Raw genomic sequence first — 11,726 nt, forward strand, 5'->3', positions numbered from 1 at the left:
CCGGCGGTGACCGGCACGTCGCCGCGTGGATCAGGCCAGCGCACGCCAGCCGCGAAAGCCCAGGCCCTGGTAGAACGGCTCGACCGCGTGGAAACCGGCCTCCACCAGCAGGGCCTCCTCCTGCGCCGGGGCCAGGATGTGCAGGTGCTCGGCCACGGCCGCACGGCCGTTTTCGGCCTGCGCGCGGGCAATGCCCGAGGATTCGGCAAAGCGCGCATAGCGGCCCAGCCAGCGTTCGCGTGCGCCGGGGTCCTGTGCGAACGAGAGGTGCGCCACCACCAACGGCGCGCCGGGTCGCAGCCGCCGATGCAGGCCTTGCAGGGTGGGCAGGCGCTGGGCGGGCGGCACGAAATGCAGGGTGAGCAGGCAGGCGGCGGCATCGAACGGGCCTGCCGGCGCACTGTCGATGTAGCCCAGGTGCAGGCGGGCGCGGTCGGCGTGCTCGCCCAAGGTGCGGCGTGCGAGCGCGAGCATCGGGGCCGAGGGATCGACGCCCTCCAGCCGCCACCCCGGCTGGGCCTGCGCGAACGCGCGCAGCTCCAGCCCACCGCCGGCCCCCAGCACCAGCACGTGCGCATCGGCCGGCGCGGATTCGGCCAGCAACTGGGTGCTCATGCGCTGCAGGTCGGCGAAGCCCGGCACCAGCCGCGGCGGGGCCTCGGCGTAGTGGGCGACGGCCGCGTCATCGGCATAGGGATCCATGGGCGTCCTTTACTGTAACTTTGGCAGTTACATTATCCTCTGCCCTGCCCTTTGTCAGCAGCGGTTGGGTGGCGCGGGGACTTTACGGGCGCAGCAGGACCTTGCCGTTGCGGCCCGGGGCCAGGCTGGCCTTGGCCGCGGCGGCGATCTCGTCGAGCCCGAACACGGCATCCACCGGCAGGCTCAACCCGCCGCGCGCGGCCAGTTGCAGCAGTTCGCCAACCAGCCGGCGCTTGTCCGCCGGCGCCATCGCCTGGCTTACCTTGCTGCCCCAGAACCCCTTGACCGTGGCCTGCTTGAAGATCACATCGCCGGAACCGAGCTGCATCGGCTCGCCGGTCATCGAGCCGAAGGACACCAGCGTGCCGCCGTCGCCCAGCAGAGTCATCAGCTCGCTGCTGGCGCGGCCACCCACCGAGTCCACCGCCGCGCGGATCGGCGCGCCGCCCACGCAGGCCTGCACCTGTGCCATCCAGTCCGACTGTGCGGTGGAAATGGTGTGGTCGATGCCCAGGGCCTGCATTTCGGCCACGCCCTCGTCGCGCCGCACCAGGTTCACGCAGTGCACGCCGCGTGCCTTGGCCAGCATCGCCAAGGCCTTGCCCACCGCGCCGTTGGCCGCGTTCTGCAGGATCCACTGGCCTTCGTGCACCTGCAGGAATTCCAGCAGCATCAGCGCGCTGAGGGGCATGGCGATCAGTTGCGCGGCGGTGGCATCGTCGATGCCGTCCGGCATCGGGATGACCATCCTGGCCGGGGCCAGGAAGTACTCGGCCCAGGTGCCGTGGACCGAGGCGGCACTCACCCGCTGCCCGATCGCCAGCCCGTCCACGCCCTCGCCCAGCGCGTCGATCACGCCGGTGGCCTCGCTGCCGCCGATGGCCGGCAGGGTCGGTTTGTAGCCGTACTGCCCGCGCACGGTCCACAGGTCGTGGTTGTGGATGGGGGCCAGCATCGTGCGGATGCGCACATCGCCCGGGCCGGGTTCGGGCAAGGCGGCGTCGCCGCCGTGCAGGACCACGGTGGGGTCGCCAAAGGTGTCATGCAATGCAGCGCGCATGGGTCGTCTCCTGTTGCGGAATCGGGAAGGCCGGGCCGTGGCCCGGCAGGGGGAATGAAGGGGGTGGCGTCTAGCGGCGGTGCTTGTGCGCGGCCACCACCGCCACGCGCGGCTGGCGCCACGCGCGTGCGCGCAGCAGCAGGGTCTGCAGCACCAGCAGTGCGGCCACGGCCAGTGCCAGCACCGCCACGGTGTCCGCGCCCGGCAGGCGCCAGCCGGACTGCTTCACGTACACGCCGAGCAGCGCCCAGACCACGGCCGCCGGATAGGCGAAGTGGCCGCGCAGACGCTGGTTCATCCCCCACGCCAGCAGCGTGGCCAGCGCCAGCAGGACCACGCTCCAGCCGAACATGTCCGCGGTGGGCAGCCACTGGTAGGCCACGATCACCTGGGCGGTGTTGAGGAAGGCGGCCATCGACAGCCAGCCGGCGTGCAGCGCCAGCGGATACGCCGCCCATGCCCGCTGCCCGGCGCTGGCGTCCAGCGGCGCGGCACGCACGGCGGCCACCAGCAGGCAGGCCAGCGCGGCCCAGATGATGGCCAGCGCCGGCAGGAACAGCTGCTGGGAGAACACCGGCATCCAGGCGGCGGTCAGCGCGAAACCGGCGGCCGCCCAGCCGCGCACGCCCACCAGGTCCGGCTTGCGGCGGCGCAGTTGCCACGCCGCAAACACCACGTCCCAGAGGAAGATCACGCCCCAGATCGCGAACGCATAGCCGGCGGCCACCAGCAGCGTCGGGTAACGGTCGGAGATCGCACCGTTGGTTGGACCAAACGCACCGGACTGTGAGAACCACGACACCACCGGCATGGCCAACCCGGCCAACAACACGATCCAACGCATGCATCCACTCCAACTCAAAGAGCGCTGACGATACGCGGTTGGCGGTTAAGGCGGTGGCATGGGCGGCCCCGATCCAGCACACCGATGCAATCGCCGCCCCCCTCGCCACGCTGTACTGGGCGCCGCTGCGGCGCCGCCGCAGCCCTCACGCACATGGAGATACCTGATGAGCCGCTTCCACACCGTCAACGATGGCACCCACATTTTCTACAAGGAATGGGGCCAGGGCCAGCCGGTCGTGTTCGCCCACGGCTGGCCGCTCAGCGCCGATGCCTGGGACCCGCAGATGCTGTTCATGGGCCGGCACGGCTACCGCGTGATCGCCCATGACCGCCGCAGCCATGGTCGCTCCACCCAGACCTGGGACGGCAACAACATGGATACCTACGCCGACGACCTGGCCTCGCTGATCGAGGCCCTGGACCTGCGCGAGGCCATCCTGGTCGGCCACTCCACCGGCGGTGGCGAAATCGCCCACTACCTCGGCCGCCATGGCAGCAAGCGCGTGGCCAAGGCGGTGCTGGTCGGCGCCGTGCCGCCGCAGATGGTGGTCAGCGCCGGCAACCCCGGCGGCCTGCCGCTGGCGGTGTTCGATGGCATCCGCGCCGGCGTCGCCGCCGACCGCTCGCAGTTCTACCAGGACCTCACCACCCCGTTCTTCGGCGCCAACCGCGACGGCCACAAGGTCAGCCAGGGCATGCGTGATGCGTTCTGGCTGCAGGGCATGCAGGGTGGCCACAAGGGGCAGTACGACTGCATCCGCGAGTTCTCCGAAGTGGATTACACCGAAGACCTGAAGAAGATCGACGTGCCCACCCTGGTCGTGCACGGCGATGACGACCAGATCGTGCCCATCGATGCCTCCGGTCGCCTGTCGGCGCAGATCGTGGCCAACGCCACGCTCAAGGTGTATGCGGGCGCGCCACATGGCCTGACCGTCACCCACGCCGACCAGTTCAACCAGGACCTGCTGGCCTTCGCCCAGGCCTGATCGAGACGCGGCACGGCGCCTGGCGGTGGTCGACGACGACACCGCCAGGCGATGCCCCGCGCAGGGCGGGACAAGGCCGTGATACCGGATGCCGCGGCCTAGATGTCGTGGTGCGCGTGACCGGGCTTGTGCGCGGCCAACTGCCCGTCACCGCCCACGAAATGGCGCACGATCGGTGCGTGCTCGCCCTGGTGCAGTGCGCGCACCCTGCCCTGGTGTTCGCGGTCCTCCGCCGTGCCCCGCTCATGCTGGCGCAGGTGCTCCACCCACGAACTGGTCACGAAATACTCCAGGTGGATGCCGGGCGTGGCCACGTCCTCGGCCACGCCCCACACCACCGCGCCATCACGGCGCCGGGTGCGCCCCAGCTCGCCCATCAGCTGGTGGAAGGCGGCCCGGTCCGCTTCGGCGATGCGGTACTCCACCGTCACCAGCACCGGCCCGCGGTCGTGCGACACCGGCACCGCCAACTCCGGCGCCGGCCAGGTGCCAGCCGGGCGCAGGTCCAGCTCTTCGCTGCCGGCGATGCGCACCCGCCAGACCAGCAGCCCACCCACCACCGCGCCCACCGCCGCCAGGGTGAGGGCAAACGGAATCGAGGTGCGCTGGGCCAGGCTGCCCCAGCTCAGGCCGCCGGCGGCCATGCCGAGCGAGAACACCATGATGTACAGCGACAACGCGCGTGCCCGCACCCATGCCGGCACCGCGGTCTGCGCGGCGATCTGCAGCGAGGACAGCACGGTGATCCAGGCAAACCCGTTCACCAGCATCGCCACCGGCAGCAGCGCCATGTGCCGCCACCAGGCCAGCCCGAACAGGCTCAGCGCGCAGGCCAGCGTGGCCAGCAGCACCAGCAGGTCACGGTCCAGGCGCGCACGCAGGATCGGCAGCACCAGCGCGCCGGTCACCGCGCCGATGCCGATGCAGCCCAGCAGCACGCCGTACATGCCGGCGCCGCCGTGCATCTCGGCACGGACCACCAACGGCAGCAGTGCGGTCACCGCGCTGGCGAAGAAGAAGAACCCCGCCGATTTGATCAACACCGCCTGCAGCCGGCCGGCCCGCAACGCATAGCGCAGGCCCGCCCGCAGCCCGGCGCCGAAGCCCTCCGGCGGCAGCGTGGACGCCAGCGGATCGGGCTTCCAACGGGTCAATACGATCAGCATCGCCGCAAAGCTCAGCGCGTTCAGTCCGAACGCCCAGCTGGGCCCGAGCTGGGCCACGATCAGCCCGCCGATGGCCGGCCCCAGCGAACGGGCGATGTTGATGCCGATCGAATTCAAGGCCACCGCCGATGCCAGCATCGGCCGCGGCACCAGCTCGGACACGATCGCCGCCTGGGCGGGCATGGCCATGGCCGCGCCGCAGCCCATCGCGAAGGTCAGCGCCACCAGCAACGGCGGGGTGAGCAGGGACAGGCCGGTGAGGGTGGCCAGCGTGGCCGCGACCAGCAGCATCCAGCCCTGGGTGAACAGCAGGTACCGGCGGCGGTCGACGATGTCGGCCAGGGTGCCGGCCACCAGCGCCAGCAGCACCACCGGCACGGTGGTGGCCGACTGCACCAGCGCCACCATCAGCGGCGAGCCGGTGCGCTCGGCCATGACCCACGCCGCGGCCACGTCGTTGATCCAGGTGCCCACGTTGCTGCCAAGGATGGCCAGCCACATCGCACGGAACAGGCCGATCTTCAGCGGCGACCACGCGCCGGGGGCGGCGCTCCCAGTGTTGCTTACCATTGCCACGCTCCTACCATCGATGCAAACAAAGTGTCGCGGCCACCGGCCGCGCGCAGGCCGGGGCCCGCGTCGAACCAGGCCAGTTGTGCCTGCCATTGCCACTGCGGGCTGGCTCGCCAGGTGGTTTCCCATTTGAACTGCTGGCCGATCCGGCGCGGCGTGCCCGCGCTGCCCGGCAAGGCGGCCAGCGGTGCCGGGGTGGTGTAGATCGCATCGGCGCGGCGATGCTTCCACGCCAGTTGCCAGCCCAGCTCGGTGCTCAGCGCCGGGTGCGGGGTCAGGCGCAGCGTGGGCTGCACGTCCATCAGGTTGGCGGGTGCCAGCAGGCTGGCCTCGCTGAAGTACGCCGCCTTGGGGTACAGCGCATTGAACGTCTGCAAGCGGCCATCGCGTGGGTCGCGGTCGCCGCTGGCGATGTCGATCTTGACGCCCAGCCGCGGCTGCCAGCGCCGGTCGCGCCATTGCACGCCGGTATCGCTGGCCAGCGTCCAGGCGCGGATGGCCTGGTCACCCTGCGCGGCGCGCAGGTGGCCGCGCTGCCCGACCAGCTCCACGTTGGCATCCCACGCCGTGCTGCGGGCGAACCACCGCGCGCCCAGGGTGGTGCGGCGCTCGTCGCCACCTGCGTTGGCAAAACGCGCCTGCTCGCGCCCATACCCAAGCAGGTACAGGTCCAGCCCGTTGCCCGCGCGGCGGCCGTGCACGGTGGCATAGCCGCCCAGCAGGTACTGGCCGTGGTCCGACCGGTCGTCGAAGGCACCGGGGCGGGGATCGACCGGACGCAATGCCATCACGTCCAGCTGCCAGCGCGGGGCGCGCCAGCGGCCACGGACCCCGTCGAACGCCAGCCGGATGTTGGGGCCGTCGCGCACCGAGAGCAGCCGCGAGCTGCCGTATCCGGCCTCCTGCCGGCCCACCTGCCAGCCGATGCGCCGGCCCTGCCAGCGTACGTAGCCCTGCTGCAGGTCCAGTGCGCCGCGGTCGATGCCGCCCGGGCCACCGTGGCGGCCCTGCTCGGCATGCACGCCCAGCTGCGCCATGCCGTCCCAGCCCCCGCGCTGCGCGCTGACCGAGGCCAGCGCACGCAACAGGCCGTAGCCATCTGCCCCACCCTGCACGCCGAAGCGGGTCGGGTCGTAATACAGGCTGCGCAGGCGCAACGAGGCATCGCTGCGCACCTGCGCACCGCCGGCCAACGACCAGCAATGGCCCGCGTCGTCCGCCTCGCAGGCCGAGGCGGCGGCCGGGACCACCAGCGTGGCCAGGCCCAGACTCAGAACGCGAAGCACGAACACCCCATGGCGCCCCAGAACGCGTTGGGCGCATCGGTCGGCACCGCGTGCGCGGCCGCATGCCCGTGCGCGCCATGGGTGCGACAGCCGCCGTGGCCGTGCGCATGGGCGTGCGCCACCAGGCCGGTGGCCGTGCCGCCCACGTGGTAGCCGCCGAAGCGGTTGACCGGCGACCAGTCGGGCATGGCCGGCGGCAGCGTGGGCGCCAGCGCGGCGAAATCGCCGTCGCCATGCACCACCCGGCCACCGACCACGGTCAGCACGCTGGTGATATCGGCAATGGACGCATCGTCCACCGCGAAGAAGTCCGAGGACAGCACGCAGAAGTCGGCCAGCTGCCCCACCGCCAGGCGGCCCTTGCGGTCCTGGTCACCGGAGAACCAGGCGCTGCCCTGGGTCCACAGGCGCAAGGCTTCCTCGCGCTCGAGCAGGTTTTCCTCGCCGTACAGCGACAGCCCGCCCACCGTGCGCCCGGTGACCAGCCAGGACAGCGCCACCCACGGGTTGTAGCTGGCCACGCGGGTGGCATCGGTGCCGGCCCCGACCGGCACGCCGGCCTGCAGCATGCGTCGTACCGGCGGGGTGTGGCGCGCCGCCTCGCGGCCGTAGCGCTGCACGAAGGCCTCGCCCTGGTAGGCCATGCGGTGCTGGATGGCCAGGCCGCCGCCGAGTGCGCGGATGCGGTCGATGTTGCGCGGGGTGATGGTCTCGGCGTGGTCGATGAACCAGTGCAGCCCATCGAAGGGGATCTCGCGGTTGACCTGCTCGTACACATCCAGGATGCGATCGATGCTTTCATCGTAGGTGGCGTGGATGCGGAACGGCCAGCGCTTTTCCACCAGCAGCCGCACCACCGCGTCCAGTTCCGGCTCCATGCCCGGCGGCAGTTCCGGGCGGGGCTCGTTGAAGAGCTCGAAATCGGCCGCGGAAAACACCAGCATTTCGCCGGCGCCGTTGTGGCGCAGCAGGTCGTCGCCCTGGCGCGGGGCCACGATCTCGCTCCAGTGCTGGAAGTCCTGCACTTCCCCGCCCTTGTTCTGGGTGAACAGGTTGTAGGCGATGCGCACGGTCAGCTCGCCATCGCGGTGCAGCTGCTCGATGACCTGGTAGTCCTCGGGGTAGTTCTGGAAACCACCGCCGGCATCGATCACCGAGGTGATGCCCAGGCGGTTCAACTCGCGCATGAAATGGCGGGTGGAGTTGGCTTGGTACTCGATCGGCAGGCGCGGCCCCTTGGCCAGGGTGGCATACAGGATCAGCGCATTGGGCTTGGCCAGCAGCAGGCCGGTCGGGTTGCCCCGGCTGTCGCGTGCGATCTGCCCCCCGGGCGGATCGGGCGTGTTGCGATCGTAGCCGCAGGCACGCAGCGCGGCGCGGTTGAGCAGCGCCCGGTCATACAGGTGCAGCAGGAACACCGGCGTGTCCGGGGCGATCGCATTGATCTCCTCCAGGGTGGGCAGGCGTTTTTCCACGAACTGCTCGGCGGTGAACCCACCGACCACGCGCACCCATTGCGGGGCGGGTGTGTTGTCTACCTGCGCCTTGAGCATGGCCATGGCATCGGCCAGGGAGCGCAGGCCATCCCAGCGCAGCTCCAGGTTGTAGTTGAGCCCGCCACGGATGAGGTGGGTGTGGCTGTCGTTGAGGCCGGGCACCAGCCGGCGGCCACCGGCGTCGATGACGGTGGGGGCGTCCAGCCCGGCACGCACCTGCGCCTCGGTGCCGACCGCGACGATGCGGCCATCGACGACGGCCAGGGCATCGGCCTGCGGGCAGGACGGATCGAGCGTGGTGATGCGGGCATTGCGAACGAGCAGCGTGGACATGGGTTTCTCCGAGGAAGTGGCGAAGGCGCGCCCGCCCAGGGCAAGCGCCAGCGCCGCGCCGGCGCCGCGCAGGACGTCGCGCCGGCCCGGCTGTTGGGGAGGGGCGTTCATGGCACCCACCGGCCGGGGCCGGCCAGGGCCACCGCACACAGGGTCAGCACCCAGAACAGGGAGTACTCGGCACCGCCGCGCATCCAGAACCAGCCCTTGGGCAGGGCCAGCAGCGCGGTGGCCAGCAGGAAGACCGCGGCCACGCCGGCACCGAGGCGGGCCTGCCAGCCCAGCAGCACGGCCAGGCCACACAGCACCTGCACGCCCGCCAGCAGCAGCGGCAGCGGTGCACGCGCCGGCAGCCCGAACCCCCGCAGTTCGTCGGCGAACCCGGCCAGGCCGGGACCGCCGAACCAACCCAACAGCTTGCCCAGCGCATGCGGCAGCAGGAACCCGCCCGCCGCCACACGCAGCAGCAGCAAGGCAAGGTCCAGGCCCGTGGCGCCGGTCATGTTCAGTGGCCGCCTTCCTGCGCGCCGAACAGCGTCTTGGCGTACTGGATGCCGATGCCGTAGCCGCCGGCGTGGTCGCGCGCGATGCCGGTGGTGAGGCCGTAGGTCTCCCCGCGCGCCCAGTCGCGCTGCAGTTCCAGCAGGTACTGCACCGAGGTGATCGGCACCGCGCCGGCCTGCACCATGCGCGTGACCGCGCGCTCGTGCGCCTCCACGCTGACATCGCCACAGGCATCGGTGATCACGTACACCTCGAACCCCTGCGCCAGCGCCGACAGCGCCGGGCCGACGATGCACACGCTGGTCCACAGCCCGGCCAGCACCAGGCGCGGCTTGCCGATGCGGTTGATCTCATCGATCACCGGCTGGTCTTCCCAGGTGTTCATCGAGGTGCGGTCGAACACGGCCTGGCCGGGGAAGATCGCCGGCAGCTCCGGGAACATCGGGCCGGAGAAGGACTTCTCGGCCACGGTGGTGAGCACCACCGGCACCTGGAACCCGGCCGCGCCCTTGGCGATCAGCGAGACGTTGTTGCGCAGCGCGGAGATGTCGATGGTATGGGTGGCAAATGCCATCTGCGACTGGAAGTCGATCAGCACCAGGGCATGGTCGGTGGGCGACAGCAATGACGGGCCGGCGACGGCGGTGGCCTTGTTCATGGGCATTCCTTGTTGGATGAAGGGGTGGATCACGGGGCCGGGCGCAGGCTGCGCCGGGCGAAATGGCGGGGCGTGCAGCCGGTCACCGCGCGGAAGCTGCGCACGAAATGACTCTGGTCGAAGAAGCACAGCGTGCTGGCGATCTGGCTGACCTTCAGGCCGCCGGCATGCAGCAGCTGCTGGGCGTGTTCGATACGGCGGCGGCGCAGGTAGGCGGTCGGACTGAGCCCGGTGCCGGCCCGGAACAGCCTGGCCAGGTGGAAACGGCTCACGCAGGCGGCCGCGGCCAGGTCGTCGACCAGCATCGGCTGCTGCAGGTGGGCTTCGATGTAGGCCTGGGCCCGACGCAGCGCGGCGGCCTGGGTGGGGGGCAATGTGACGGCCGGCGGGGGCGACGTCGGTGGGGCGGCAGCAGCCATCAGCAGGCTCCGCGACGGGGTGTGCCATGGTCGCCGCCCGCACCGCCCCCACCTACCCTCCATCGGAGGTGGCGATGGCTACTCTTTCGGGGGATGCCCGCCGGTGCCGGTGCCCGGCCCGCGCAGCAGCACGCGCCGCCCGAAGCGACGCGCATCCAGCGAGTACGCGCCCGGCCCCAGCAGCAGCATCGCCAGCGGTACCGGCAACCAGGCCGCGTGGGTGGCCAGCTGCACGCCCAGCAACCCCAGCGTGGACAGCGCCGCCAACGGCGTCCACACCCCGAGCAGCAGCAGGCCGCCGGCCAGCAGCGCCACGCCCTGCCACCAGCCGGGCACGGGCGCCGGGGCGGTCATCAACGCCGCGCACAACGCCAGCCGCAGCAGCACCAGGCCGATGCCCGGCGCGCGGTCGGGGAACATCACGAACAGTCGTTGCATCGGCGCGTTCCGGTTCGGGCCGCTATGGGTACCGCATCGCGCGGTGCCCGCGCCTGCCCCGAAAGAGTAGGCAGGCACTGCCCCCAACCCTGAGACAATGCGCGGATGCCCGATGCCCCGCGCCTGCCCGCCCCTGCCCGCGCCCGCCGCCGCCTGCCCGGGCGTTGCGCGATGCTGTGGCTGCTGCTGGCGTGCTGGCCGGCGCTGGCCGATGGCCTGGCCGACTACGAACATACCGCCTGGGTGGTGGGCCAAGGCGCGCCCGGCGACATCTGGGACATCGCCCAGGCAGACGATGGCAGCCTGCTGCTGGCCACCGGCACCGGCCTGTACCGTTTCGACGGCCGCCAGTTCGAGCGCCGCGAGCCGCCCGCGGGCCAGGCGTTCCCCTCCTCGAACATGACCACCCTGGCACAGGACCCCGACGGCACGCTGTGGATCGCCTACTACAACGCGGGCATCAGCCGGATCGACCGCCACGGCCTTGCCCACTACCAGCAGGCCCAGGGGCTGCCACCCGGGCTGGTGCCGCGGCTGGCGCGGGACGGCGGCGGCCGGCTGTGGGCGGCCAGCGACGGCGGGCTGCGCTGGTTCGACGGCCGGCGCTGGCAGCGGCCCAGCCCGGCCATGGGCATCGGCGATGTGCCGGCGCAGTGGCTGCTGCGCGACCGCGCCGGCACCCTGTGGCTGATCGCCGACAAGCGCCTGTGGCAGCTGCCGGCCACGGCCACGCGCTGGCAGCCGCTGGCCTTGGCGGTGGCGCCGTTCTCCACGTTGGCGCTGCGCGCCGATGGCCAGATCTGGCTGGCCGACCGCCAGCGCGGGGTGATGCCGGTGGCCGATGTGCGTGGCCTGCTGCCAGCCGCCGAACGCGAGGCCCGGCGCGTGCCCGGCCTGCTCGCCAAACGCATCCAGTTCACCGCCGATGGCCGCCTGTGGGGCAGCCTGGTGGACAACGGCGGCATCTTCCAGCTGGACCCGGCTGCGCCGGCGGGCCAGCGCGTGGCGCGTTTCGATGCGGCGCAGGGACTGGCCTCCACCACCGCAGTGCCGCTGCTGGAGGATCGCGAGCGCAACCTGTGGGTGGGCACCAACCTGGGGCTCAACCGCTTCCGCATGCACGTCGTGCACGCCCTTGCCCTGCCCGGCCCGGCCGATCCGCTGCGCACGCTGTACCAGGCCCCGGATGCGCAGGTGTTCGCCTACGGCCAGGACATGCAGCCGATGGCCTTGCGCCGCGACCTGCTGCAGGCCAG

Annotated in this window: 12 protein-coding genes; 2 read left to right on the top strand and 10 right to left on the bottom strand. The window is 71.6% G+C overall.

Features of this window, described 5'->3' with window-relative positions:
* Positions 1-30 precede the first annotated feature (30 nt).
* From RSA25_RS08985 to RSA25_RS08995, 3 genes are all read right to left on the bottom strand, one after another.
* A complete protein-coding gene (locus RSA25_RS08985) occupies positions 31-702 on the bottom strand; it encodes a class I SAM-dependent methyltransferase (protein ID WP_332808549.1) in 672 nt (223 codons plus the stop codon).
* A gap of 82 nt (positions 703-784) precedes the next feature.
* Entirely contained in the window at positions 785-1,762 is a 978-nt protein-coding gene (locus RSA25_RS08990) for a zinc-binding dehydrogenase (protein ID WP_332808550.1), read from the bottom strand.
* A 70-nt stretch (positions 1,763-1,832) separates the two neighbouring features.
* Complete coding sequence (locus RSA25_RS08995) at positions 1,833-2,606, bottom strand: hypothetical protein (protein ID WP_332808551.1); 774 nt, start codon at positions 2,604-2,606, stop codon at positions 1,833-1,835.
* 166 nt (positions 2,607-2,772) lie between these two features.
* Between RSA25_RS08995 and RSA25_RS09000 the strand changes: the two genes are divergently transcribed.
* Positions 2,773-3,597 (top strand): alpha/beta hydrolase, encoded by an 825-nt coding sequence (locus tag RSA25_RS09000; RefSeq protein ID WP_332808552.1) that lies wholly within the window; start codon positions 2,773-2,775, stop codon positions 3,595-3,597.
* A gap of 98 nt (positions 3,598-3,695) precedes the next feature.
* Here RSA25_RS09000 and RSA25_RS09005 read toward each other — a convergent pair whose 3' ends face one another.
* The 7 genes from RSA25_RS09005 to RSA25_RS09035 form a co-directional block, all read right to left on the bottom strand.
* Positions 3,696-5,333: an MFS transporter gene (locus tag RSA25_RS09005; protein WP_332808553.1), complete on the bottom strand. Its 1,638-nt coding sequence runs from the start codon at positions 5,331-5,333 to the stop codon at positions 3,696-3,698.
* Complete coding sequence (locus RSA25_RS09010; RefSeq protein WP_332808554.1) at positions 5,327-6,622, bottom strand: alginate export family protein; 1,296 nt, start codon at positions 6,620-6,622, stop codon at positions 5,327-5,329. Before RSA25_RS09010 ends, RSA25_RS09005 begins: the two co-directional genes overlap by 7 nt.
* Positions 6,607-8,451 carry an amidohydrolase gene (locus RSA25_RS09015; RefSeq protein WP_332808562.1) on the bottom strand — a complete coding sequence of 615 codons (1,845 nt, stop codon included), beginning with the start codon at positions 8,449-8,451 and terminating at the stop codon, positions 6,607-6,609. The genes RSA25_RS09010 and RSA25_RS09015 overlap by 16 nt, the downstream gene beginning before the upstream one ends.
* A gap of 107 nt (positions 8,452-8,558) precedes the next feature.
* Positions 8,559-8,954 (bottom strand): DoxX family protein, encoded by a 396-nt coding sequence (locus RSA25_RS09020; RefSeq protein WP_332808555.1) that lies wholly within the window; start codon positions 8,952-8,954, stop codon positions 8,559-8,561.
* 2 nt (positions 8,955-8,956) lie between these two features.
* Positions 8,957-9,613: a hydrolase gene (locus RSA25_RS09025; RefSeq protein ID WP_332808556.1), complete on the bottom strand. Its 657-nt coding sequence runs from the start codon at positions 9,611-9,613 to the stop codon at positions 8,957-8,959.
* Positions 9,614-9,642: 29 nt separating this feature from the next.
* Entirely contained in the window at positions 9,643-10,032 is a 390-nt protein-coding gene (locus RSA25_RS09030) for an AraC family transcriptional regulator (RefSeq protein WP_332808557.1), read from the bottom strand.
* Positions 10,033-10,110: 78 nt separating this feature from the next.
* The gene (locus RSA25_RS09035; RefSeq protein WP_332808558.1) at positions 10,111-10,470 is read right to left on the bottom strand and encodes a hypothetical protein; all 360 of its coding nucleotides are present in this window, start codon (positions 10,468-10,470) and stop codon (positions 10,111-10,113) included.
* 105 nt (positions 10,471-10,575) lie between these two features.
* Between RSA25_RS09035 and RSA25_RS09040 the strand changes: the two genes are divergently transcribed.
* A partial coding sequence (locus RSA25_RS09040) for a two-component regulator propeller domain-containing protein (protein WP_332808559.1) occupies positions 10,576-11,726 on the top strand: 1,151 nt, incomplete at its 3' end.

The sequence above is a fragment of the Stenotrophomonas sp. genome (assembly GCF_036662295.1).
Taxonomy (GTDB): Bacteria; Pseudomonadota; Gammaproteobacteria; order Xanthomonadales; family Xanthomonadaceae; genus Stenotrophomonas.

Bases quoted from the DNA above. Each gene is read 5' to 3' on its own strand.
- RSA25_RS08985 (WP_332808549.1), bottom strand. From the start codon at position 702: ATGGATCCCTATGCCGATGACGCGGCCGTCGCCCACTACGCCGAGGCC.
- RSA25_RS09020 (WP_332808555.1), bottom strand. From the start codon at position 8,954: ATGACCGGCGCCACGGGCCTGGACCTTGCCTTGCTGCTGCTGCGTGTG.
- RSA25_RS09000 (WP_332808552.1), top strand. From the start codon at position 2,773: ATGAGCCGCTTCCACACCGTCAACGATGGCACCCACATTTTCTACAAG.
- RSA25_RS09025 (WP_332808556.1), bottom strand. From the start codon at position 9,613: ATGAACAAGGCCACCGCCGTCGCCGGCCCGTCATTGCTGTCGCCCACC.
- RSA25_RS09035 (WP_332808558.1), bottom strand. From the start codon at position 10,470: ATGCAACGACTGTTCGTGATGTTCCCCGACCGCGCGCCGGGCATCGGC.
- RSA25_RS09030 (WP_332808557.1), bottom strand. From the start codon at position 10,032: ATGGCTGCTGCCGCCCCACCGACGTCGCCCCCGCCGGCCGTCACATTG.
- RSA25_RS09015 (WP_332808562.1), bottom strand. From the start codon at position 8,451: ATGTCCACGCTGCTCGTTCGCAATGCCCGCATCACCACGCTCGATCCG.
- RSA25_RS09005 (WP_332808553.1), bottom strand. From the start codon at position 5,333: ATGGTAAGCAACACTGGGAGCGCCGCCCCCGGCGCGTGGTCGCCGCTG.
- RSA25_RS08990 (WP_332808550.1), bottom strand. From the start codon at position 1,762: ATGCGCGCTGCATTGCATGACACCTTTGGCGACCCCACCGTGGTCCTG.
- RSA25_RS08995 (WP_332808551.1), bottom strand. From the start codon at position 2,606: ATGCGTTGGATCGTGTTGTTGGCCGGGTTGGCCATGCCGGTGGTGTCG.